Source organism: Streptomyces sp. NBC_00557 (assembly GCF_036345995.1).
In the GTDB taxonomy this organism is placed as follows: Bacteria; Actinomycetota; Actinomycetes; order Streptomycetales; family Streptomycetaceae; genus Streptomyces.
Genome location: NZ_CP107796.1, coordinates 5,277,540 through 5,300,944, shown reverse-complemented (window position 1 = coordinate 5,300,944; position 23,405 = coordinate 5,277,540). Strand labels below are relative to the sequence as shown.

General features: G+C 74.0%; 17 protein-coding genes. 8 read left to right on the top strand and 9 right to left on the bottom strand.

Going from position 1 to position 23,405, the window contains the following annotated elements; genetic code table 11:
• Positions 1–21: 21 nt before the first annotated feature.
• The 3 genes from OG956_RS23140 to OG956_RS23130 all read right to left on the bottom strand — a co-directional run bounded on the left by OG956_RS23140 (position 22) and on the right by OG956_RS23130 (position 3,426).
• The gene (locus OG956_RS23140) at positions 22–831 is read right to left on the bottom strand and encodes a glutaminyl-peptide cyclotransferase (protein ID WP_330339901.1); all 810 of its coding nucleotides are present in this window, start codon (positions 829–831) and stop codon (positions 22–24) included.
• A complete protein-coding gene (locus OG956_RS23135) occupies positions 824–2,650 on the bottom strand; it encodes a DUF4012 domain-containing protein (RefSeq protein ID WP_330339900.1) in 1,827 nt (608 codons plus the stop codon). The genes OG956_RS23140 and OG956_RS23135 overlap by 8 nt, the downstream gene beginning before the upstream one ends.
• A 62-nt stretch (positions 2,651–2,712) precedes the next feature.
• Entirely contained in the window at positions 2,713–3,426 is a 714-nt protein-coding gene (locus OG956_RS23130; protein WP_330339899.1) for an LPXTG cell wall anchor domain-containing protein, read from the bottom strand.
• A gap of 338 nt (positions 3,427–3,764) precedes the next feature.
• On the opposite strand from OG956_RS23130, the gene OG956_RS23125 reads away from it, so the two are divergent.
• From OG956_RS23125 to OG956_RS23100, 6 genes are all read left to right on the top strand, one after another.
• Positions 3,765–5,210 (top strand): polysaccharide biosynthesis tyrosine autokinase, encoded by a 1,446-nt coding sequence (locus OG956_RS23125; protein ID WP_330339898.1) that lies wholly within the window; start codon positions 3,765–3,767, stop codon positions 5,208–5,210.
• Positions 5,207–5,785 (top strand): arsenate reductase/protein-tyrosine-phosphatase family protein, encoded by a 579-nt coding sequence (locus tag OG956_RS23120; RefSeq protein ID WP_330339897.1) that lies wholly within the window; start codon positions 5,207–5,209, stop codon positions 5,783–5,785. Before OG956_RS23125 ends, OG956_RS23120 begins: the two co-directional genes overlap by 4 nt.
• A 292-nt stretch (positions 5,786–6,077) precedes the next feature.
• Entirely contained in the window at positions 6,078–6,491 is a 414-nt protein-coding gene (locus OG956_RS23115) for a globin (protein ID WP_330339896.1), read from the top strand.
• A 151-nt stretch (positions 6,492–6,642) separates the two neighbouring features.
• Positions 6,643–9,936 (top strand): ABC transporter permease, encoded by a 3,294-nt coding sequence (locus tag OG956_RS23110; RefSeq protein WP_330339895.1) that lies wholly within the window; start codon positions 6,643–6,645, stop codon positions 9,934–9,936.
• A gap of 234 nt (positions 9,937–10,170) precedes the next feature.
• The gene (locus OG956_RS23105; protein ID WP_330339894.1) at positions 10,171–12,894 is read left to right on the top strand and encodes an FtsX-like permease family protein; all 2,724 of its coding nucleotides are present in this window, start codon (positions 10,171–10,173) and stop codon (positions 12,892–12,894) included.
• A gap of 50 nt (positions 12,895–12,944) precedes the next feature.
• On the top strand, positions 12,945–13,904 hold the full coding sequence (locus OG956_RS23100) for an ABC transporter ATP-binding protein (protein WP_330339893.1): 960 nt from the start codon (positions 12,945–12,947) through the stop codon (positions 13,902–13,904).
• 3 nt (positions 13,905–13,907) lie between these two features.
• On the opposite strand, the gene OG956_RS23095 is transcribed toward OG956_RS23100, so the two are convergent.
• Genes OG956_RS23095 through ettA form a run of 3 tightly spaced genes read right to left on the bottom strand, consistent with a single transcriptional unit; the run spans position 13,908 to position 16,669 of the window.
• A complete protein-coding gene (locus OG956_RS23095) occupies positions 13,908–14,585 on the bottom strand; it encodes a hypothetical protein (protein ID WP_330339892.1) in 678 nt (225 codons plus the stop codon).
• Entirely contained in the window at positions 14,582–14,998 is a 417-nt protein-coding gene (locus tag OG956_RS23090) for an acyl-CoA thioesterase (RefSeq protein ID WP_330339891.1), read from the bottom strand. Before OG956_RS23090 ends, OG956_RS23095 begins: the two co-directional genes overlap by 4 nt.
• A gap of 6 nt (positions 14,999–15,004) precedes the next feature.
• Positions 15,005–16,669, bottom strand: coding sequence for an energy-dependent translational throttle protein EttA (ettA, locus tag OG956_RS23085; protein ID WP_330339890.1), 1,665 nt, complete (start codon positions 16,667–16,669; stop codon positions 15,005–15,007).
• A gap of 150 nt (positions 16,670–16,819) precedes the next feature.
• Here ettA and OG956_RS23080 point away from each other — a divergent pair, with 150 nt between their 5' ends.
• The gene (locus OG956_RS23080) at positions 16,820–17,320 is read left to right on the top strand and encodes an HAD domain-containing protein (protein WP_330339889.1); all 501 of its coding nucleotides are present in this window, start codon (positions 16,820–16,822) and stop codon (positions 17,318–17,320) included.
• Positions 17,321–17,465: 145 nt separating this feature from the next.
• Positions 17,466–17,882, top strand: coding sequence for a hypothetical protein (locus OG956_RS23075; protein ID WP_330339888.1), 417 nt, complete (start codon positions 17,466–17,468; stop codon positions 17,880–17,882).
• 410 nt (positions 17,883–18,292) lie between these two features.
• On the opposite strand, the gene OG956_RS23070 is transcribed toward OG956_RS23075, so the two are convergent.
• From OG956_RS23070 to OG956_RS23060, 3 genes are all read right to left on the bottom strand, one after another.
• Positions 18,293–19,669 carry a Cys-Gln thioester bond-forming surface protein gene (locus tag OG956_RS23070; RefSeq protein ID WP_330342923.1) on the bottom strand — a complete coding sequence of 459 codons (1,377 nt, stop codon included), beginning with the start codon at positions 19,667–19,669 and terminating at the stop codon, positions 18,293–18,295.
• Between the two features lie 348 nt (positions 19,670–20,017).
• Positions 20,018–20,494: a single-stranded DNA-binding protein gene (locus tag OG956_RS23065; RefSeq protein ID WP_330339887.1), complete on the bottom strand. Its 477-nt coding sequence runs from the start codon at positions 20,492–20,494 to the stop codon at positions 20,018–20,020.
• A gap of 530 nt (positions 20,495–21,024) precedes the next feature.
• On the bottom strand, positions 21,025–22,836 hold the full coding sequence (locus tag OG956_RS23060) for a GTPase (RefSeq protein ID WP_330342922.1): 1,812 nt from the start codon (positions 22,834–22,836) through the stop codon (positions 21,025–21,027).
• Positions 22,837–23,405: the final 569 nt, after the last annotated feature.

The following is a 23,405-nucleotide window of genomic DNA, read 5'->3' as shown; positions in this document are numbered from 1 at the left end:
GTGCTGCAGGCCGCCCGTCCGTCAGGCCGGCACGAACACCACCCGGAACATCTTGGGCCAGAACTTCCCGGTGATCAGGAACTGGTTGGTTCCGGGGACGGCCGCGATGCCGTTCAGCGTGGATCCCGGGACGAGTTCGTCGCCGCGCAGCAGGCCCGACGCCTCGATGGTCGCCGTCACCGCTCCGGTGGCGGGATCGATGCGCATGATCCGGTCGGTGAAGAGCACGTTGGCGTACACGGCGGAGCCGGCGCACTCCAGTTCATTGAGGTCCGTGACCGGGCGGCCTTCGTCGGTCACGGTGACCCCGCCCGTCTTCGCGAGCGTCACCGGGTCACGGAACGCCAGGCGCGCCGAGCCGTCGCTCGTCACCAGCCGGTGCCGTGCCCGCTGGAAGCAGGCGCCCCAGCCCTCGTCGCGGTAGGGCACGCGGCGCAGTTCCGTGAGGGTCCTGGCGTCGCGCTCGATGGCGATGCGGTCCCGATAGGTGAGCTGCCACAGGGTCCGGCCCAGCACGGTGATCCCCTCCCCGAAGAGGGGTGCGGGCAGCGCGGCGCGGACCGTGGGCGGTTTGCCCGGAGGCCCGGACCGTACGGAGGATCCTCCGGACAAGCCGGTGCTCTCGTAGAGCGTGCCGCCGGCCATCTCGAGGCCCTCGGTGAACGCCTTCGGGTCGTGCCGCAGGACCTCGAGGACCTTGACCCGCAGGCGCTCGACCCGGCGTGCGGGGAGCGGCCGCTCGTCGGCGGCCGCTCGTGCGGCCGCACACCATCCGAAGGCGAGCGCACCCGAGAGCACCAGCGACGCCGCCCGCCGCAGACGCTCACGCACCGCACGAGCCCTTCGCCTTCAGGGTGGTGCGCAACGGTGTCAGCAGGGGCTGCCGCAGCAGGGCGGGAGTGCCGTTCGCGTGGGGTTCCAGGAGGTGCAGGACCAGCGTGCGGTGGGAGCGGGCGGGCAGTTCCATGTCCAGGGTGTACACGGAGTGGCCGCGTTCGACGCCGGGTGCGAGCAGAGCGGGCCGGCCGTCCAGGGTGGCGCCGGTGAGCCTGGCGCCGACGCCCGCGTAGTACGACACCAGGAGCCGGTTGTCGCCCGGCCGGGTGCGGTAGGGCGGGCGGTCGTCCCGTTGCGTGACGTAGTCGGGCAGGCCGGAGGTGGGGGCCCGGTTGGTCAGGGTCACCGTCGCCGTGACCTGACGCCCACCGCCGGAACAGCTGCCCGCCTCCCAGAGCAGGCTCCGGTCCAGGTAGTAGTCCAGCTTGGAGCCCGCCGCGTTGTTCACCACGAGCCCGGCGAAGGGGCCGGGGGTGTCCGGGAGCGTGCCCGAGTAGGGGCGTGTTCCGAGGAGGCGCTGCTCCGCCACATGGGCACTCCACACCTTCAGCCGTCCGTCCCGCTGAGCGTCGTGCAGGGCGACGACCAGTGCGGGCAGCAGGCGGGCGTTGTCGGCGGCGGCCATCAGCGGCGCGGCGGCGGCGCGGGCCGCGTCGACGAAGAACGCCTTGCGTCGGGCGACGTCGTGGTACTTCGCATAGCTGGCGCGTTCGGTGAGGTCCACGACGTTGTCGGCGGTGAGTCGGGTGCCGTCGGCCGTGCGGGCCGGGCCGGTGACCCGGAGCAGACGGCTCAGTGTGGCCGGGTCGACGGCGATGGCGCCGTCCACGTGCTCGCCGGTGTGCTTGCGCCACGCGGCGGCCCAGATACGGGCCGCGTAGGGGAAGTGCGGGCTCATGTTGGAGTTCTCCCACACGGTGGTGGGTTCGTCGCTCCGGTAGCGCGCCGCGAAGTCGGCTCCCAGGTCGACGTCCGCCTTCGCCTTGGCCATCTCGGTGTTGTTGCCGAACCTCTCGAAGGACAGATGACCGCGGTCTGCCCGCAGCACGGCGAAGGCGCCCGGCAGACCTCCCGTGCCGCGCGCCTCGGCGAAGTTCTGGAACGCGAGGAAGTAGCGCCGTTCCCCCTGCAGGCCGAGCATGGACGGCAGGACGCGGGCCGCCACGGACGCGTCGGCCGTCACCGGGGCCAGGCGGTCCGTCTGCAGCGCGAGCTGCGCCCGGGCCCGGTCCGCCGCCGGCAGCCATGTGGAGCCGGGCAGCGCGTGCACGTCGGTCTGCACCTGAGAAGCGACCCGCGCGGCCCGGACGATCTCCGGGGCGTGCGTCCGCAGCGACGTCAGGGCCTCCGGCATGCCCGCGCCGTGGCTGTGCGCGGTGGGCTGCGGCAGGGCGTGGGCCAGGGGGGCCAGGACGTCGCCGGCCAGTCGGTCCGCCGCGTACGCGGCGCCGCGCACGGTCCTCAGCGGGCCGCCGAGAAACGGCAGTTGGGCACCGGTGTACCAGGCCGGTCCGGTGGTGAGGTCGTGCGCGCGAGCCGCATGGGCGGCTGCCGAACGTACCGCCCGGTCGCGTTTCTGCGCGGACGAGGGAGCCGCGGCGGAGGCGGAGACCGGCGCGGGCGCGGCCGTCACCGACTGCCGCAGGGTGTCGAGGTCCCGTTGGGCCGCCAGCAGCTCGGAACGGGCGAGCACCCCGGTGACGCCGATCCAGACCGCGCCGGCCAGCAGGATCGCCCCGCCGGCCGACAGGGCGATCCGGAGGATGCGACGGCGGGGCGGTGTCCGGTCGCCGGGGCGGTCGGGCCCGGGCATGGGGACAGCGTCCCGGCCTTGGCCGGGACGCTGTTGCTCCGCCGAGCGGAGTTCCTGCCTCGTCATGAATTGCGGCGGCGGCGCACAGCGAGAACCGCGCCACTGCCCGCCACGAGCAGCGCCGCTGCGGCACCGCCCACGGTCATGGCCTTCTCACTGCCCGTCTCCGCGAGCCTGGCGTGCTGCGGCCGGCTCACCGGGGCGACGGCGTTGGTGCGATCGTCGCGCGTCGAGTGCACGTAGTCGGCGTTGTTGCCGTGGTGTCCACCGTGGTGGCCCTTGTGTCCATCGTGGTGTCCCGGCTTGCCCGGGTGGTGGTGCGGCGGCTTGTGCGGGGGAGGCGAGGTGGGGGGAGGCGAGGTCGGCGGAGGAGAGCCGACCCCGCCCTGCACGTAGATGGTGACGCCGACACTGGGGTCGGGGTCGTCCGAGGTGAGCCGGAAGACGTGGAAGCCGGTGACGGTCGACGTCGGGATGGTCACGGACCCTGACACCAGTCCGTCGTCGTCGGCCTCGAAGTGGCCGAGGACGACCGGCGTTGATTCCAGCACCGCCGTGACGCCCGTCCCCGGGTCGAAGGCCCTCGAGCTGAAGCTCAGCGGCTCTCCGGCCGTCACGGTGGTGGCGCTGACGCTCAGCGTCTCCGACGACCCTGGCGGATACGGCTGTGCGTAAGCGGTCTGAGCTGCCGCCAGCGGCGCGGCGACGAGCAGGGCGGCGGAAGCCGCCGATGCGAGTGCGACGCGCCATCTGGACGGTGTCGTCATTCTCTTCATTCACTCTCCTCGACTTCGGTACGGGCCAGACGGTTGCGCGTCGGCCGTACTCAAGATTCGGATGTTCAAGACCTGCGTACATGGAATGAATGGGACATATCAGGGACCGTTAACGTGGCGCGGCCCAGAAGTCACCGGATGGGGTAGCCCTCGCTTCTCGATGGCCCAAGCGGGCACGCCGGCGAGTGGTCGCGCCCTGTGCATCTCGCGGGTCGTTCGACGGACCGACATGGGGTGGCTTCCCCGCTTCAGGCGTGCGAGTCCCTATGGTCGGCTGTGCGCAACGGGAGCAGAATGCCCTGATTGGGGCGGTTCCCTGGATCTATGAGGGGTGCAGCTTGGATCTCCACCAGTTCCTGAAGGCTCTTGCCAGACGCTGGCCGACCGTCGTGGTCTGTCTGGTGCTCGCGGTCGGGGCGGCGGTCGCCGCGACGGGCCTGAGCACCCCTGTCTACGAGGCCAGGACTCAGCTCTTCGTCGCCACCCGCACTGGCGACGATTCCGCTCAGCTGAACCAGGGGCAGAGTTTCTCGCAGGCGCGTGTGCAGTCGTACGCGGCCATCGTGACCACCCGTCAGGTCACCGAACCCGTGATCAAGGAGCTGGGGCTGCGCACCACGCCGGAGGAACTGGCGGCACGGATCACCGCGACCGCCCCGATCAACACGGTGCTCATCGACATCGCCGTCCGGGACGCCGTGCCCGAACGCGCCGCCCGTATCGCCAACGCCGTGGCGGAGCGGTTCAGCGCGGTCGTCGAGCGGCTGGAGACACCCAAACGCACCCCGGCACGGCACGGGAAGACTCGCGCCGACAGTGACACCGCGACGTCACCCGTCTCCCTGGGGATCACTCAGGAGGCCGTCGCCCCCTCCGGTCCGGTCTCGCCCCGCCCTCTGCTGAACCTGTCAGCAGGGCTGCTCGGCGGACTGCTGCTGGGCGCCGGAGCGGTCGCCCTGCGCGAGACCCTCGACACCACGCTCAAGACCAGCGAATCGCTGAGCGAGTTCACCGCACTGCCCGCACTCGGCACCATCCCCTATGACAGGAACGCCCCGAGGCGGCCGCTCGTCACCACGGACGTGCGCTCGAGACGCGCCGAGGCCTTCCGCAAGCTGCGCACCAATCTGCAGTTCTCACAGGTCGACGACCGGCCCCGGATCATCGTGGTGACGAGTTCGGTGCCGGGTGAGGGCAAGACCAACACCGCGGTGAACCTGGCCCTCTCGCTGGCCGAGGCCGGCATCTCCACGTGCCTGGTGGACGGCGACCTGCGCCGCCCGTGCGTGGCCGCGGCCTTCGGCCTGGTCCAGGACGCCGGTCTGACCACGGTCCTCATCGGGCAGGCACGCATCGAGGACGTCATGCAGCAGGCCGAGGGCCGGCTGTCGGTGCTCACCAGCGGCGCCCTGCCGCCGAACCCGACGGAGCTGCTCGCCTCGGGGCGCATGGAAGAGGTGCTGCGTGAGCTGGCGGACACCTACGAGGTGGTGATCGTCGACACGGCGCCGCTGCTGCCGGTCGCCGACACCGTGGGACTCGCCTCGCTCGCCCAGGGCGCGCTGCTCGTCGTCCGCGCCGGCAGGACCAGCCGGGACCAGGTCCGCGCCGCCGCGGCCTCGCTGGACCGCGTGGGCGTCCGCGTCCTCGGCACCGTCTTCAGCATGGCTCCGGCCCCCAAGGGCGACCGCTACAGCGCCTACGGGCCCTACGGAGAGCTGCCCGCCCCTCGTGTCTCGGCCGCTCAGGAAAAAGCGGGCGCAAGCGGTGCAGACCGGAAATGACCCGGGTCCTGTTCGTCTGCACGGGCAACGTGCACCGTTCGGTGCTCGCCGAGCGGCTGCTGGCTGCCAGGCTTCCGCACGGCTCGGCAGTGCGGCCGGAGAGCGCCGGCACGCATGCGTGGCCCCACTGCGGCATGGACGCCTCCACCAGGGCGGTCCTGGAGGAGCTGGGCGGTGACGGCTCGGCGTTCACGGCCCGCGCGCTCACCGCGCACCTGGTCGCGGAAGCGGCGCTGGTGCTGGGGCTCGCACGTGAACACCGGGAAGCGGCCGTGCGTCTGGTGCCTTCGGCGCTGCGGCGCTGTTTCACCCTGAAGGAGTTCCTCCGTCTCGCCGCCTGGTCCTCCGGCGGAGTGCGCGGCACGGAGGCCCGAGTGGATTCCGGGTGCGGTGATGCCGTGGTGGCGGCCGCGGCGGCCCGCAGAGGTGCCGTACCCCCTGTTCCGCCGGCCGAGGACGACATCGCGGACCCCGCGGGGAGACCCCGGGACGTGCTGTACGGGTGCGCCCACGAGATCGACTGGACGGTGAGCAGGCTCGCCGGGCTGCTGGACGGCGGCGCGGCGAGGGCCTGAACCGGTGTGCCCGCAAGGTGCCCGGTATCCGTACCGACGCGGTGACGGCAGCCCGCCGCTCGCGCAGGGGCCGGCACCGGGAGCTTCGGGCGCCGTTCGCCGGCCGGCGGGACGACGGCGCTCCCACGCCCCGTCGCTCATGCCGCTCCCGGCCGCCGCGTCCACAGGACGCCGGCCGCCGCCTCCCTCCCGGCCGCCGCTTCTTCCTGCCCTTCTTCGCCGCTGCCACGAACGCCTTCCGACCGGCCCTGACGGTGTACGGCCCGGGACCCAGGTCACCCGGTCTGAGACGATGGGAAGCGTGAATGAGATTCGGCGCGGCACGCTTCAGGAGAAGACCTTCTACGAGCAGGTCGGCGGGGAGGAGACCTTCCGCCGGCTCGTCCACCGTTTCTACCAGGGAGTCGCCGAGGACCCGTTCCTGCGGGCGATGTACCCGGAGGAGGACCTGGGCCCGGCCGAGGAGCGGCTGGCGCTGTTCCTGATGCAGTACTGGGGCGGCCCCACCACCTACAGCGAGAACCGCGGCCACCCCCGGCTGCGGATGCGGCACGCCCCGTTCAGGGTGGACCGGGCGGCCCACGACGCGTGGCTGCGGCACATGCGGGTGGCGGTCGAGGAGCTCGGGCTGTCCGAGGAACACGAGACGACGCTGTGGAACTACCTGACGTACGCCGCCGCGTCGATGGTCAACACCCCGGACTGACCGGCCCCGCTGAATTTCGGATTCCGGTCGTACGGAGCCGTATTCCGGTCACGATCTGGTGTAGACCGCTCGACAACCGCTTACCCCGAGCCGGTCCGGTCTGTCAGCATCGCCCGAAGGTCGGGTACCGACGGACACTCACGGGGGCCGGGTGACGGGGCTTGTCTTCGCACGCGCGCGTGCGCACCGGCTGCTGCTCGGTGCCGCGGTGCTCACCGTCGTGCTGACCACGGCCGTGCTGGCGACCCTCACCGCCTACTCGGCGGCGATCGGCGACGCCGCGCTCCGCCATGTGCTGGCCGATCCCCGCAACGCCGCCGACACCGCGCTGATCGTCAAGGCGGACGTGCCGGCGGACCGGCGCGCCGCCGCCGACGCCGCCGTCCGCGGCGCCGCCCGGAAGACGTTCGACGGCCTGCCGGTCACGCTCAGGACCCTGCGCCGCTCCGGCCCCTACGCGCTGCCCCGCTCGCTGCAGCCGCCCGCGGCCCGGTCCGGCGACCCGGACCTGACCTACCTCGCCGCGCTGGACCGCACCCAGCTGCGGCTGACCGAGGGCCGCCTCCCGCGCCGTACCGCGGACGCGGTCGAGGTCGCGCTCCCGCAGTCCGCGGCCCGGTCGCTGCGGCTGCGCCCCGGGGACCGGCTCACCCTGTCCGACCGGCTGGGCGGCCCGGCGGTGCGGGTGCGGATCACCGGGCTGTACCGCCCGGTCTCGGTGACGGCGCCGTACTGGCGGCTGGACGACCTGATGGGCCGCGGCGCCAAGCAGGCCGGCTTCACCACGTACGGCCCGCTGCTCGCCGACCCCTCCGTCCTCACCGGCGGCCGGGTCAGCGCCGGCGCCACCGCGTGGCTCGCGTCGGCGGACTTCTCGGCGATGACGACCGGGCGGGCGGACCGGCTGCGTACGGCGGCCCGTACCGGCAGCGCGAGCCTGCGCGAGCCGGCCACGCTGCCCGGTACGACGATGGCGCAGACCTCGCTGCCGGACGTGCTGGACCGGATCGACCGCTCGCTGCTCGTCGCCCGCTCCACGCTGCTGATCGTCACCCTGCTGCTGGTTCTGCTCGCCGGGTACGCGCTGCTGCTGGTGGCCCGGCTGCTGAGCACCGAACGGGCCGACGAGACCCGGCTGTTGCGGGCGCGCGGCGCCTCCCGCGCCCGGCTCGCCGCCCTCGCCGCCGCCGAGGCCCTGCTGCTGGCGCTGCCCGCCGCCGTGTGCGCGCCGCCGCTGTCCGGCCCGCTCACCGCCCTGCTCGCCGGGCACGGCCCGCTGGCCCGCCTCGGCCTGCGGCTGGACCTGCCCCCGGCCGGCCGCCCGGCCGTCTGGCTGGTCGCGGCCGCCGCGGCGCTGGGCTGCGCGCTGGCGGTGACGGTACCGGCGGTGGGGGGCGCCGGGGAGTGGGACCGAGGGGGCCGGACGCGGTCCTTCCTGACGCGCAGACCCCAGCGGGCGCGCCGCCGCGGCGCCGCCCTCCCCGCTCCCCTGCGGGCCGGCGCCGACCTGGGTCTGCTCGCCGTCGCCGGGGCGGCCTACTGGCAGTTGGGCAGGCAGGGCTCGGGCGGGGTGTCCGCCGACCGGGCCGGGGCGCTCGGGGTCGATCCGCTGCTGGTGGCCGCGCCCGCGCTGGCGCTGCTCGCCGGGACCGTGCTCACGCTGCGGCTGCTGCCGCCGGTGGCGCGGTTCGCCGAGCGGTGGGCGACGGGCGGGCGCGGGCTGTCGGCGGCACTGGCCGGCTGGCAGTTCAGCCGGCGCACCGCGCGGGGCGCGGGCCCGGTGCTGCTGCTGGTCCTCGCCGTCGCGCTCGGCATGCTCGCGATCGGGCAGGCCGCGTCCTGGGGCCGCTCGCAGGACGACCAGGCCGACTTCCGCGCCGGGGTGCCGGTGCGGGTGGTGTCCGCCGGGGAGGGCGGGCCCGGCCGCACCGACCAGTACGCGCGGCTGCCGCACGTGCGCACGGCGGCTCCGGCGTTCCGGTTCTCCCAGCCGCTGTCCGGGGACCGCATGGCGACCGTGCTGGCGCTGGACACCGGGCGCGCGGCGGACGGGCTGCTGATGCGCCCCGACCTGGCCGACGAGCCGGTGCGGCCGCTGCTCGCCCCGCTCGCCCCGCGGGGCTCCCTGGCCGGGACCCGGGTGCCCGCGGGCACCGCCCGGCTCCGGCTGCCGGCGATCCTGCGCAGCTCGGCCGGGCCCGGACTGGTCGCCGACGTGACGGCGACGCTCGCGGACCGGTACGGGGTGCCGTACCGGCTGCCGTTCGGGCTGCTGCCCGCCGACGGCCGTCCGCACACGCTGACCGCCGACCCGAGCGCCGCGCCCGGCCCGCTCACCCTCACGGGGCTCCAGCTGATCCTGCCCCAGCCCTACGAGCAGACCGAACACCGGCTCACCCTGGGCGAGTTGACGGCGGCGGACACCGGCGGAACGACCCGCGCGCTTGCGCTGCCCGGCCGCTGGACGACCGCCGCCGAGGCGGGCGGCGACGACGTCGCGAGCGCGCCCACCAGCCCGACCCGGCCCCGGCTCACCGGCGCCCGCGCCTTCACCTACCGCACCGGCTATATCCCGGGGCACGACGTGTGGCGGACCGCCGTCGTCACGGTCCGGCTCGACGTGCCGCAGCGGGCGCCCGCCGCGGTGCCGGCCGTGGTCACCGACCGCTACCTCGCCTCGGCCGGCGCCCGGCTCGGGCAGCGCGTCGACCTGGCGGTCGGCGACCACACGCTGCCGGTGCGGATCGTCCGCACGGTGCGCGAGCTGCCCGCGAGCTCCGACCCCACGGCCACCGGCGCCCGCGACGGCGGTGCCGTCCTGCTCGACCTGCGCACCGTGAACCAGGTGCTGCAGGCCCGCGACGGCGACAGCGCGGTGCCGAACGAGTGGTGGCTGGGCACCTCGCCGGGCGACGCGGCGGCGGTGGCCGCGGCGGTACGGGCACTGCCGGACGTCGATCCCGGGCAGGTCGTGGTGCGGGACGAGATCGCCGCCGAGCTGCGCGACGACCCCTTCGGCGCGGGGCCCACGGCCGCGTTCACGGCGGCGGCCGTGGTGGCGGCGGCGCTCGCGGCGGTCGGGTTCGCGGTCGGCGCGGCGGCCGCGCAGCGTGCCCGTGGCGCCGAGTTCGCCGTCCTGCGCGCGCTGGGGGCGCCCCGCCGGCAGCTGGCCCGCACGGTCGCCGCCGAACAGGCCGTCCTGGTGGGCCTCGCCCTCGCGGTGGGCCTGGGCCTCGGCACCGTACTCGCCCGCGCGGTGCTGCCGCTGGTCGTCCTCACCGACGAGGCCACCCGCCCGGTACCACCCCTTCTCGTCCGACTCCCGCCCGGTTACGTGGCGTTGCTCCTCGTCGCGGTCGCCGCCATCCCGCTGACGATCGCGGCCCTGCCGACCCTGCGCCGATCCGACCCGGCACGGGCCCTGCGCGAGCAGGGGGGTGCGTGAGGTGGGGCGCACCGGAAGAGGCATGAGCCGGGCCGGCCGCCCGCAGGGGCGCACCCGAAGAGGCATGGACCGGGCCGGCCGCCCGCAGGGCGCCGTCGCGGGGCCTCTGTCCGGCCGACGCGCGTGTCGATGCGAGCGGTGCGGTGTGCGTGTCGGGCGGTGGCGTGCGCCTCGGTCTCCCAGTGGTGAGGCACCGCCTGTGGCGGGGCGGAGCGCGGAAGGAGGCGGGGTGAGGTGAGCCGGCCGGGGTCGCGGGAGGTCGCGCCGTGGGTGCGGACGCGGTTGCGGGCCGCGCCCGGGGCCGCCGGCGCGCTGGCGGTGCTGGTCGCACTGGCCGCGTGTCTGGCAGGCGCCTTCCCGCGTGCGGTGGACCGGTACGAGGACGGCGGGCTGCGGCGCGCGTTCGCACAGGCGCGGCCCGACCACACCACCGTGCAGGTGCTCGCGCCGCAGCCCGACTTCGGCCTGCCCGCCGGGCAGCGGGCCGCGGCGATGCGCCCGCCCGCGCTGGAACGCCAGTACCGCAAGGTCCTCACCGCCGTGGACAGCCCGCTGACCATCGACCGGGCCCAGTCGGCGTACGGCGTCGCCGGCAGTGTGAGCCCGCCGGTGCAGGACCCCTTCCTGCCCCGCCCGAGCGGACTGCCCGGCCGGGTCTCGCTGTTCGCGCCGAGCGGCCTGTCCGCGCACTCCCGGGTCCGCGCCGGGCGGATGCCGCGCACCGGCCGGCCGGTGACCGCGAGCACGCCCGAGGTGGAGGCCGCCGTCACCGCGGCCACCGCCAGGAGCCTGCACATCAAGGTCGGTTCGGTCATTCATGTGCCCGCCGCCGGCCGCCCCCCGCTCGCCGTCCGGGTCACCGGCATCCTGGTGCCGCGCGACCCCGCCGGCGCCTACTGGTCGACCGTGCCACGGCTCGCCACCCCGGCCCTGGTGACGCTGCCCAGCCCCACCGGTGAGCCGCCGAAGTACTGGCTCGGCACCCTGCTGCTCCCGCCGGACGCGGGACCCGCGCTGCTGGGCACGACCGCGAGCCCGTTCCGCTACTGGTACCTCGCCCCCGACCCGGACGTCCTGCGCGCGCACGACCTCGGCCGGCTGAGGTCGGCGGTGGCCGCCCTCGAGGCCGGACCCGGTCTCGAGCGGGCCCGCGCCGTCACCGACAGCCGCACCGGCGTCAGCTCCGACCTCGACGAGGTCCTCGCCTCCTTCGCCGGGCTGCGCTCCGAGATCGCCCCGCTGGTCTCCGTGGCCGCCGCCGGCGCCGGCACGGTCGTCGCCGTCGTCCTGCTGATGACGGGCGGCCTGGCCGCCGACCGGCGCCGCGGCGAACTCGCCCTGCTGCGCGCCCGCGGCGCGTCCCTGCCCGCGCTCGCCGGCCGGCTGCTGGCCGAGACCGCCGTGATCGCCGTACCGGCCGGCGCGCTCGGCCTGACCGCGGCCCTGCTCGCGGTCCCGGCCGGCCGCACCCGGTACGCCGTGGCCGCGGCCGCCGCCGTCACCGTCCTCGCCTGCGCCGCACTGCCGGTGCGCGCCGCCCTGGCGCACCGCGCGGTGCGGGCGGCGGCCGACCGCGCGGACGTCGCGACGGTACGGCCCTCCCGGCGCCGTACCGTCGCCGAGCTGACCCTGCTGGTGCTGGCCGCCGCCGCGGTCACGGCGCTCCGGCGGCGCGGTGCGAGCGCCGATCAGCTGCAGGCGCTGGCCCCGGTCCTGGTCGGCGTCATCGCGGCGCTGCTGCTGCTCCGCCTCTACCCGCTGCTGCTGCGCCGCCTGGCCGGCCCGGCGGCACGGCTGCGCGGGGCCACCGGACACCTCTCCCTCGCCCGCGCGGGCCGCACCCAGGCCTCCGCTGTGCTGCCGCTGCTGGCCCTGCTGACCGCGCTGACCACGGCGGCGTTCGGCGGCTCGGTGCTGGCGGGCGTGGCCGGCGCCCGCGACCGGGCGGCGCTGCTCACCGTCGGCGCCGACGCCCGGCTGGACTCCGACACCGCGCTCCCGGCCGCCGTACCGGCCCGGGTGCGGGCCGTGGCCGGGGTGCGGGAGACGGCGCCGGTGAGCATCGACTACCAGGCCAAACCGATGGACGGCCCGGGCTCGGTGCCGCTGGTGGGCGCCGATCCGGGGTCCTACGCGCCCCTGGCGACCCGGACCGGCCTGGGCGCCTTCCCCGCCTCCGCGCTGCGGGCCCGCACGGGCACGCTGGCGGCCATGGCCTCCCCGTCCGTCGCGTCCCAGTACGGCACCCGGCGCCCCTTCCCGGTGCGGCTGTCGGACGGCGACACGGTGACCGTGCGCATCGCGCTGGTCCGGGACACCACCCCGGCGGTGTCCGGCGGCGACTTCCTCGTGATCGACCGGGCGGGCCTGCCCTCCTCCGCCGCCCGGCCGACGGCCCTGCTGCTGACCGGCCGGCACCTGGACGCCGGTGCGCTGCGGCGGGCCGCTGGCGGCTCGGCCGACGTCCACCTGCTGGCCGCGGAACGCGCCCGGTACGCCGACTCCCCGCTGCAGACCGGCGCCGAGCACGTGTACACGGCGGCCGTGGCCGCGGGCGCGGGCTTCGCCGTCCTGGCCCTGCTCCTGGCGCTGCTGCGCGCGGCCCCGGAACGCGCCGCGCTGCTGGCCCGGCTGCGCACGATGGGCCTGACCCGGGCGGAGGGCCGCCGCCTGCTGATCCTGGAGTCCCTCCCGCAGGCCCTGCTCGCCGCGCTCGGCTCCGCGCTGACCGGCTGGGCCACCGTACGGCTCCTCTCCCCCGGCGTCGACCTGATGGCCATCGCCCTGCCCTCGGGCCAGTCCCCGCTCACCGCGGCCGAGCTGAAGCCGGACGCCTGGTCGCTGACGGTTCCGTCGGTGCTGGTCGTCCTGGTGACGGTGGGGATCGCGGCACTCCAGGCATGGTGGACGGGGCGCAGGGGATCGGTGACGGAACTGAGGGCGGGGGACGGCCGGTGAACGAGCGCACCCGTCCCGCCATCGCACAGGGCACCCACTCAGGAGACCTCATGGCAACGCCCCCGAGCCTGTCCGACCTGGCCGACCGGGTCGAGGAAGCCCGCAACCGGCCCGCCTACGGCCACGACGCGCTGATCACCTGCGACCGCCTGGTCCGTATCTTCTCCACCGACGGCGTGGAGGTGCAGGCGCTGCAGGGCCTGGACCTCCTGGTCCGCGAGGGCGAGCTGATGGCCCTCGTCGGCGCCTCCGGCAGCGGCAAGTCCACGCTGATGAACATCCTCGCCGGCCTGGACACCCCCACCGCCGGCGCCGCCCGCGTCGCCGGACACGACCTGCTCGCCATGACCGCCCGGGACCGCCTGGCCTACCGCCGCACGACCGTCGGCTTCGTCTGGCAGCAGACCTCCCGCAACCTGCTCCCCTATCTCACCGCCGCCCAGAACGTCGCCCTGCCCCTCCAGCTCTCCGGCGTCCGCGCCCGCCGCCGCGCCCGCGCCGAACGTGTCATGGAACTGCTGGAGTTGCTGCAGGTGGCCGACTGCCGCGACCGTCACCCGCGGGAGATGTCCGGCGGCCAGCAGCAGCGCGTCGCGATCGCCGTGGCCCTCGCCAACGCCCCGGCGGTGCTGCTCGCCGACGAACCCACCGGCGAACTCGACTCCGGGACCGCCGCGCAGGTCTTCGACGCGTTCCGCACGGCCAACGAGACCCTCGGCACCACGATCGTGATCGTCACCCACGACCAGGCGGTGGCGGGCGAGGTCCGCCGCACGGTCGCCATCCGCGACGGCCGCACCTCCACCGAGGTGCTGCGGCGCAGCGAGATCGACGCCGCGACCGGCGACGAGAGGGTGGTGGCCCGGGAGTACGCCATGCTGGACCGCGCGGGCCGCCTCCAGCTGCCCGCCGACTACCTGCGCGCCCTGGACATGCGCGACCGTGTGGCCCTGGAACTGGAGCCGGACCACATCGGGGTGTGGCCGGACGACACACGGCCACAGCAGTGAGTGTCAGCGCACGCTGACCCCGAGCGGGCCCAGGCCCGAGCGCCGTACGGCGACCGACCCGTAGGGGGTGCGCAGCCTCAGCCACGCCCCCGAGGAGTACAGCGCGGTACCGGCCGGGTCGGCGCCCGGCCGCAGGAAGCCCAGCGACTGGGCCGCGTGCACGGCCCGGACCGGAAGGCCGGTGCGGCCGATCTCCCGGGACCAGATGTCCCGCCCGATCCGGTCCAGCTCCGCGCGGGTACGGCCGTCGGGCGCGAGCTCCTCCGTACGGGACCGGAACTCGGTGACCGCCGCGGCGACCGTCGCCCGCAGCGCGTCCGGGGCGGGCAGCCCCGGCTCGGCCCGCCAGCCGCCGCGCGGCGGCAGCACTCCGGCCCACGGCGGACCGGTGACCGCGGCCGGCACGGCGGCGGTGGCGCCGCGCTCGTCCAGGGACTCCAGGAACTCGCCGGCCGAGACGGTCACGTCGAGCGTGGCGTCGAGCCCGTCCTCGTACGGCTTCTCCAGCCGTACGGCGCGCACGGCCAGCACCTCGAAGGACGGCGGGCGCCCGAAGACGGCGAGCGCGGTGCCGGCTGCCTGCAGGCGCACCGCGGCTCCACGGTCGTAGTGGAGCAGCCGGGAGAGGAAGGCGGCGAGATCGGCCGCCTCCGTCTCGTCGGCCAGGTGCAGCACCGTCATGCGGCGACGGCCTCCTCGTCGTCGGCCGTGTCCCGGTACTCCTCCAGGAACGCGCGCTCCTCGGCGGTGATCCGCCGCGGCCGCTGCGCCTCGAAGTCGAACGGGACGATCACGGTGGACGCCCGCACGTACACCAGGTCGTCGTCCTTCACCTCGTAGGCGATGGTGAAGGACGCGGCCTTGATCTCGGTGACCCACAGCTCGATGTCCACCGGGTGGTGCCGGTGGACGAGCTGCCGCTTGTAGTCGATCTCATGGCGCGCCACGACCGACCCCTGCTTGAACTCCTTGTCCGGGCGGAACAGGAAGTCGATGCGGGCTTCCTCCAGGTAGCGCAGGAAGACGACGTTGTTCACGTGCCCGTACGCGTCCATGTCCGCCCAGCGCAGCGGGCAGCGGTAGATGTGGCGCAAGACCGATCAGCCCCGGGTCAGCTTCTTGTAGGTGGCGCGGTGCGGACGCGCGGCGTCCGGGCCGAGCCGCTCGATCTTGTTCTTCTCGTACGACTCGAAGTTGCCCTCGAACCAGAACCACTTGGAGTCGCCCTCGTAGGCGAGGATGTGCGTGGCGACGCGGTCGAGGAACCACCGGTCGTGGGAGACGACCACGGCGCAGCCCGGGAACTCGAGCAGGGCGTTCTCGAGGCTGCTGAGGGTCTCGACGTCCAGGTCGTTGGTGGGCTCGTCGAGGAGCAGCAGGTTGCCGCCCTGCTTGAGGGTGAGCGCCAGGTTGAGCCGGTTGCGCTCACCGCCGGAGAGCACGCCGGCCGGCTTCTGCTGGTCCGGCCCCTTGAACCCGAACGCGGACACGTATGCCCGGCTCGGCATCTCGACCTGGCCGACGTTGATGTAGTCGAGCCCGTCGGACACGACCTCCCACAGCGTCTTCTTCGGGTCGATGTTGGCGCGGCCCTGGTCGACGTACGAGATCTTCACCGTCTCGCCGACCTTGATGGTGCCCGAGTCCGGGGTCTCGAGCCCCTGGATCATCTTGAACAGGGTGGTCTTGCCGGCGCCGTTCGGGCCGATGACACCGACGATGCCGTTGCGCGGCAGGGTGAAGCTCAGGTCCTCGACGAGGACCTTCTCGCCGAAGGCCTTGTTGAGCTTCTCGACCTCGACGACGACGTTGCCCAGGCGGGGGCCCGGCGGGATCTGGATCTCCTCGAAGTCCAGCTTCCGCATCTTCTCGGCCTCGGCGGCCATCTCCTCGTACCGCGCGAGACGGGCCTTGGACTTGGCCTGCCGGCCCTTGGCGTTGGAGCGCACCCACTCCAGCTCTTCCTTGAGCCGCTTCTGCCGCTTGGCGTCCTTCTGCCCCTCGACCTTCAGACGGGCGGCCTTGGTCTCCAGGTAGGTGGAGTAGTTGCCCTGGTACGGGTAGGCGCGGCCGCGGTCGAGCTCGAGGATCCACTCGGCGACGTTGTCCAGGAAGTACCGGTCGTGGGTGATCGCCACGACGGTGCCCGGGTACTTGGCGAGGTGCTGCTCCAGCCAGTTCACCGACTCGGCGTCGAGGTGGTTGGTGGGCTCGTCGAGGAGCAGCAGGTCGGGCTGCTCGAGCAGCAGCTTGCACAGCGCGACGCGGCGCTTCTCACCACCGGAGAGGTTGGTGACGGGCCAGTCGCCGGGGGGGCACCCGAGGGCGTCCATGGCCTGCTCCAGCTGGGCGTCCAGGTCCCAGGCCTCGGCGTGGTCGAGCTCCTCCTGGAGCTTGCCCATCTCCTCCAGCAGCGCGTCGGAGTAGTCGGTCGCCATCAGCTCGGCGATCTCGTTGAACCGGTCGAGCTTGCCCTTGATCTCGGCGACACCCTCCTGGACGTTCTCCAGGACGGTCTTCTCCTCGTTCAGCGGGGGCTCCTGGAGCAGGATGCCGACGCTGTAGCCCGGCGACAGGAAGGCATCGCCGTTGGACGGCTGCTCGAGCCCGGCCATGATCTTCAGCACGGTCGACTTACCGGCACCGTTCGGCCCGACGACGCCGATCTTCGCTCCCGGCAGGAAGTTCAGGGTGACATCATCGAGGATCACCTTGTCGCCGTGCGCCTTGCGCGTCTTGCGCATGGTGTAAATGAACTCAGCCAAGAGAAACCGTCCGGCAGCTTGAAATCTGGCAGTGGGCAGATACACCCCATCTTGCCGTACGGCCAGCCGTAGGCGGAAACGCGTTAGGTCGGGGGGCTGTGACCTGGGCTTTTACCGGTCCGCACCGCCGCCCCGGGCTATCGTGGCGCTATGGCCGGCACAGCTGAGCGCCCCCTCCTCTTCCTGGACGTCGATGGTCCGCTCATCCCGTTCGGAGCGTCATACGGCTCCTCGGCGTCGGTCGATCAGGGAAACCCGCTGCTTGATCGGCTGGATCCCGGCATCGGACCCCGCCTCCTCGCCCTGGGCTGTCATCTCGTGTGGGCCACGACGTGGATGGAGGACGCCAACGAGGCCGTCGCTCCGCGCGTGGGACTGCCGATGCTGCCCGTGGTGGAGTGGCCGGCTACCGGCACCCACGACGGACCGCGCGGCCTGCACTGGAAGACTCGCCCCTTGGTCGAGTGGGCCGACGGCCGGCCGTTCATCTGGGTGGACGACGAAATCAGCGCCATGGACCGCTTGTGGGTCGATGCCCAGCATCCCGGGCCGTCGCTGCTTCATCGCGTCGATCCGGTTCGAGGACTCGGAGACGCCGACTTCTCGGCCCTCGGCGACTGGCTCGCCGTGAGGGCGCCGGCTACAGGCTGATCGTGGAGGCCGGGTATCGACGCCTCCTCAACTGTCGCCCGCCTCGGCTCAGGCGGCTCCACGGCGTGGCCGGCGGTGACGTACGCGCTCGTTCTGGGGCTCGGCACGTCGCTGGTCCCGAGGCCTGCTCGACTACCGTGCGCACGTGCGTGCCGAAGAGATCTCCCGCTGGATCGCGGATCACAATGCTTCGATCACCACGGTCGAGCTCGCTTCAGCGTTCGATGCCCACCTCCGCACCCTCCCGTGGGCGGGCCACGGCATCGACTGGCGGGACCTGCCGTGCCGCTCCCTGAAACTTCATGGTGTCTCGGACGACGACGTAGTGGACTGGGCGAGGACGACTCCCCTGGGAGCCCATGATCACGTCCTGTTGATCGACTCCGCGTCCGAGCCGGGCGTCATCTGTTCCTTCGAGGACGCGCTGCGCGACTTCGAGCTGCTGTCCAGTCGGCCGGAGCTCTACATGTGCGGAGTGGACCTCTCCGGCGCGCTGCCCCAACCGTCCTTCCGGCACTTCATCGAGCGCCGCACGTTCATGACCCTCAACGCGCGGCTGTGAATCGCTCCGCGGCGTAGACGGCATGCCCGCTTCAACGGCCCCGGCGTTCCGGGGCCCGCCCATGCCCGTCTGTCACTGCCCATGCCCTGGGTGGCTGGTTCGTCTCTGCGGTAGTTGAGCGCCGAGGGACGCGAGGTGACCATGGGCCCATGAGCCGGGGCTTACATCGCATGTGCGCACTCGTGATCTTCGCAGCGGGCGTCGCCTTGAGCGCCTGGGCGGTCTTCGGGGCTCCGCACGACTGGCACGGCGTCAAGGCGCTCGGGCGGCTGGTGCTCGCAGGCCTGGGGACCGCCGGGGTGATCGGCGGTTCCGGGGGGCTCCTGCCACCTGACACACTCCGGGACGGACCCCGTAGTCCTCAAGATGAGTCCGGCCCCGGTGGTGGCGAGGAGTGACGCCGGGGCGGGTCAGCCGCCGGGCTGTTCACGCTTGCGCAGCAGGACCAGCACCGCCCCGCCGATCACCACGAAGCCGATGGCCACGCCCGCGATCAGCGGGGTGATCGCGGAGCCGCCCGTCGCGGCGAGGTCGGTGCCGGGGGCCATGGTGCCGCCGACCGAGGCGGGGGCGGGTTCGTTGTGGGCCTTGGCCGCCCGGGTGGTGAGGGCGCCTTGCGTCTTGCAGTCGAGGACGCCGGTGAAACGCTGGCTGAAGCCGTGCGGGCCGGTGATCGTGAAGTCGTAGGCCTGGTCCTCCTGGAGCGGCACGGTCACCGTCTGGGAGGCGCGAGCGGGGATCGTGTGCTCGGCGCCCATCAGCTCGAAGGTGAAGGGCCGGTCGCCCCTGTTGGCCACGAAGAGGTCGACGCCGCCCTTGGCGCAGTCCTTCCGGACCGAGACCGCCGGTATCGCACCCTCGGCCGCCCAGGTCGCGGTCGCCGTGGCGGAGACCGTGGACTCGCTGGAGCCGGCCAGGATCTGGGTCTGGCTGCGGCTGTCGGAGGTGAAGGCGCGTCCCACGGGCACCGTCGTCGACGCCTGGACGGTCAGCTGGGCCGTGCCTCCGCCGCTGTCGAGACCCTGGGAGGAGCCCCCCGCGCCGCTCCCGGCGGAGTCCTCCGGAATGTCGAAGTACAGCCGGCTGCCGTCCCGCGCGGAGGTCACCGCCTTTCCGGTGCTGTCGGTGATACGCACCCCGCTGGTGGCCGCGTCCGGCGGCGGACTCACCGTGACGGCGCCCGCGTTGGTGTGCACGGTCACCGGGCCGAGCAGGGCCCCCGGCCGCCCGGAGACCGCCGGCGGGTCCAGCGTCAGCGAGGCGTGCGGTTCACCCAGGTCGCGGGCGCTCTTCTGCAGGTAGTCGGCGAGCTTCTCCGCCTGCGGGTCGACGGCGTCGACCTTCGCGTGGTCGGAGTAGCGCCAGATGGCCACCTGGGTGCCGGCCGCCGCGTCCTGCTCGGTCAGCGGGCCGGTGCCCGCCTGGCGGGCGAGCGCGGCGAGGTCGTTGACCTGCGGGTAGGAGTTCTGCAGAATCCAGCGGATCCTGCCGGCGTCCTTGTTGCCGCCCAGGGAGGTGCCGCTCCACGGCGTCTCCTCGTAGTGGGCGTCGCGCTGGGTGGGGTTGTGGAGGTCGACGCAGTACGTCTGGAGGGTGCCGCCGCCGTCGACGGACATCTCGAACAGGCCCGCCTCCACACGCTGGTCGCCGCCGACCTGGTGGATCACTGCCTCGCCGTAGGTCTTCAGACCGTTGATCGTGGCCGTCGCCCCGCCCCGGGTCTGCGGTGTCCCGTCGGTCCCGTCGGCCGCGGCCGTACCGGCGCCGGAGAGCACACCCGCCGCCATGAGACCGGTCACCGTCGTGACGGCGGCCAGGCGTGCCGCTCCGGTACGGCGGCGGAACCCAGAGAACGCAGCAAGCACAGAATTCCCCTTCGAGCAGGACCCGTTGGACGTGGGGGACGGTCCCACCAGCAGAATCGGCAGCCCCTAGGGGCACGTCCGGCATCCTAGGGATCAGCCGGAGCCTCTCCCGCCGGTCGGATGAACCGATGGGCGATCCGATCCGTAATCGTTATCGCCGGGACCGTCCATGAGCTGGGCATATCGACAAATCCACCGCTTCGTACGGGTGGTTGGCCACGCTGTGCGACACCGGCCCGGTGACTCCGGTGGACGGCACGTCAGCTGATGTCACGTCACCGCTGCTGGTTCCGGGGCCTGTTCACGGGACTCCTCGCTCTCGGCGCCGGCTGGACGCGGTGTCTCCCAGTTCGGCTCCGGCCGGGGCGCCGTCGGCACGGGCTCCGGCCTTGCCTGGCGCTGGAAGGCGGCCGTACCCCGGGTGAGGTCGTGGCCGATCGCCACGGCGTCGATGTCGGCGGAGGTCCACTGCTGCTGCCTGTCGCGCACCTCCGTGCGCACCTTCAGCCGGCCCTGCACCAGCACCGGCTGGCCCAGCTCCACACAGGCGGCCACGTTCACCGCGAGCTGCCGATTGGCCCACACCGTGAAGAAGTTGGTGTGCCCGTCCGTCCAGGCGCTCTTCTCCCGGTCCCAGTAGCGCGACGTCACCGCCAGGCGGAACCGGGCCGACGGTCCCGCCGCCGTCTCCCGGTACAGCGGCTGGGTCGCCACGTTGCCTACCACGCAGACAATGGTCTCGTTCATGTTCTCGCTCCCCTCCCGCGCCCGGTCCCTTCCGGCGGCCGGGCACGACGTCTGAGACGTCCGGATCGTGTGTGTCCGCGTGCGGTCCGTACGACCGGCCGCCGTACCTGTCCGCACCTCCCGCCGATCGCGCGCGTCTCCTCCGCCGTCCCTCCGGACGAGGTCGGACCGAGCCGCCGTGCGATCGCCGCGACGACCTCAGACTGCCCTTGCCGCGCCGGATCCGCTGAGCGCTGTGGACGGGGCCAGGGCCTGTGGAAAACCTCGCCACCCGTGTGGGCGACGCGGGTTCTTCGCCGCCGTTCTCACGCGGGGATGGCCGGCTCCGGGAAGCCCGAGGCGGCTCCCGAAAGTGGTGGCTGCGGAAAGCGGTGGCTCCGGAAAGTGATGGCTCCGGAAGGTGAAGGTGAGGCGACGCGAAACGGGTGAGGGGCCTCGGTCATCCGAGGCCCCTCACTGCACCCCCGCATCCAGGCCCGCCGCACCCGGCCCTCACGCGCAGCCCGGTGAGCCCGCGGCCCGTACGACTCTCAGCCCACCCCCGCGCCGCTCCGTGCCACCCGCCCGTACTGCTCCCGCACCTCCCGGTACCGCAGCAGTTCCGCAGCCACCGGCTCGAGCACCCGGGCCCGGCCGCAGCCGGCGGCCGCCTCCCGGAGTCTGCGTTCGGCCTCCTGGCCGTAGCGCCGGGCGGGGCCTCTCGCCGCCATCCGGCAGCCCCACTCGACCAGCGGCCCGCCGACGATCCCGCAGGCCATCAGCAGCACCGGCAGGCCGAGGTTGGGGGCCATGACGCCGACGATCTGGCCGACCAGCCACAGACCGCCGACGACCTGCAGCAAGGTCATCGCCGCCTGCACCAGCACGGCCGTCGGCCACCAGCCGGGCCGCGGCGGCCGGCCCGGCGGCAGTCCCGCGCGTGCCACCAGCTCGTCCAGCGCCTCCGGCAGCCCCTGCGACCCGCGTACGGCGGCCTCGCGCACCGCCTGCGCCCACGGCGCCGGCAGCCCGGCCGAGGCCTGGTCGGCCATCGTACGGACCGCCTGTTCCACCCGCTGACGCGCCGTGGATTCCTCGTCGGTCGGGGCCTTGCGCACGGGGATGCGGCCGGTGGTGGACTCGCCGCGGAACCGGTACCAGCGCCACAGCCGCAGCCAGGGAGTGCCGCAGGCACGGCCCGCGTTGCGCAGCCAGGCGCGCTCGGCGGCCTCGCCCGCCGCGGTCGCGCCCACGGCGTCCGCGAGCCGCGCGGCGAACTCCTCGCGCGCCTCCTCGCTCAGGCCGACCCGCTGCCCGGTGGCGTACACCGGCCGCAGCCCGGTCGCGGCGGCGTCGACGTCGGCCGAGACGCGGCGGGCCGCGGCGCCGCGTTCCGCCACGAAATCGCCGAGGACCTCGCGCAGTTCGCCGACGCCGTCGCCGGTGAGCGCGGACAGCGCGAGCACCCTGGCGCCCGGCTCGCCGTGCTCGCCGAGCGCGATGCCGTCCTCGTCCAGCAGCCGGCGCAGATCGTCGAGGATTTGGTCGGCGGCGTCTCCGGGCAGCCGGTCGACCTGGTTGAGGACGATGAACATGATCTCCGCGTGGCCGGCCATGGGTCGCAGATAGCGCTCGTGCAGTACCGCGTCGGCGTACTTCTCCGGGTCGACCACCCAGATCACCGCGTCGACCAGCTTCAGGATCCGGTCGACCTGCTTGCGGTGCTCCACGGCGGCGGAGTCGTGGTCGGGCAGGTCGACCAGGACCAGCCCCCGCAACTGCGCCTCGGCCTCCGGGCTCTGCAGCGGACGGCGGCGCAGCCGGCCCGGGATGCCCAGCCGGTCGATGAGGCCGGCCGCGCCGTCGCTCCAGCTGCACGCGATGGGCGCGGCGGTGGTGGGACGTCGTACGCCGGTCTCCGAGATGGGCACGCCGGCCAGGGCGTTGAACAGCTGCGACTTGCCGCTGCCGGTCGCGCCCGCGATGGCCACGACCGTGTGCCGGCCGGAGAGCTTGCGGCGGGCGGCCGCCTCGTCCAGAACCCGGCCCGCCTCGGCGAGGGTACGGCTGTCCAGCCGGGTCCGGGAGACTCCGACCAGCTCGCGCAGGGCGTCCAGCCGGGAGCGCAGCCGGCCGTCGTACGCCAGCGGGGCGGGGGGCTCGCCGGCAGGGCCGCGACTACCGGTCTCCAGCACGGAGGCGCGTTCGGCGGCGAGCGCGGCGGCGGTGGCCTCCGTGACGCGCCGGGCGATCAGACCGTCGTCCCAGGACTCGGGGGAGTCGGAGGAGTTGGAGGAGTTGGAGAGGGCTGGGGGCGCGGAGGGATCAGGGGAGGTGGAGGGGGTCGATGACGGGGAGGCCAGGGACCCGGATGCCGAGGCCCCGGCGGGTTTCGAGGGTCGGGAGGAGCCCGGGGAGGCGGCGGTCGGGTCCGCGGCGGTGCGGGGGGCAGCGCTCGGCATGAACGTGGGCGTGTACGGGAACCGCGGCAGGGGCGGGATGGATGCGGGGGTGGCGATGGCGGCCGGGGCCGGTCCGGCGGTGGGGGCCGGTACGGCTTCGGCGCCGGTGCCGGTGCCGGTGCCGGACGTGGGGTGCGCGAGCGCGTGCGGCAGGTACGGCTGCGTACCACGGCCGGTGTCCCGAGCCGCACCTCCATCGCCGACCCCGCCACCACTATGTCCGCTGTCGCTGTGCCCGTGGTCGCTGTGCCCATGGTCACTGTGCCAGTGGTCACTGTCCCCGCCCGCGCGCCGCTCCCGAGTCACGACCTCACCGTCGCCCTCGCGCGTTCCGTTCCCCATGCCCTCGCCACCCTCGCGGTCGCCCGCACCCTCGCCGGCGTCCCGCACGCGCGTGTGCCGCTCACTCCTGGGGCTCGCGGGGTTCCGGGCGGCGTAACCGCCCTCCGCCCGCCCGGGGCGGACGTCCA

Bases quoted from the DNA above. Each gene is read 5' to 3' on its own strand.
- OG956_RS23095 (WP_330339892.1), bottom strand. From the start codon at position 14,585: ATGACGGTGCTGCACCTGGCCGACGAGACGGAGGCGGCCGATCTCGCC.
- OG956_RS23120 (WP_330339897.1), top strand. From the start codon at position 5,207: ATGACCCGGGTCCTGTTCGTCTGCACGGGCAACGTGCACCGTTCGGTG.
- OG956_RS23080 (WP_330339889.1), top strand. From the start codon at position 16,820: ATGGCCGGCACAGCTGAGCGCCCCCTCCTCTTCCTGGACGTCGATGGT.
- OG956_RS23070 (WP_330342923.1), bottom strand. From the start codon at position 19,669: ATGGCGGCGGGTGTGCTCTCCGGCGCCGGTACGGCCGCGGCCGACGGG.
- OG956_RS23115 (WP_330339896.1), top strand. From the start codon at position 6,078: ATGGGAAGCGTGAATGAGATTCGGCGCGGCACGCTTCAGGAGAAGACC.
- OG956_RS23135 (WP_330339900.1), bottom strand. From the start codon at position 2,650: ATGCCCGGGCCCGACCGCCCCGGCGACCGGACACCGCCCCGCCGTCGC.
- OG956_RS23100 (WP_330339893.1), top strand. From the start codon at position 12,945: ATGGCAACGCCCCCGAGCCTGTCCGACCTGGCCGACCGGGTCGAGGAA.
- OG956_RS23065 (WP_330339887.1), bottom strand. From the start codon at position 20,494: ATGAACGAGACCATTGTCTGCGTGGTAGGCAACGTGGCGACCCAGCCG.
- OG956_RS23130 (WP_330339899.1), bottom strand. From the start codon at position 3,426: ATGAAGAGAATGACGACACCGTCCAGATGGCGCGTCGCACTCGCATCG.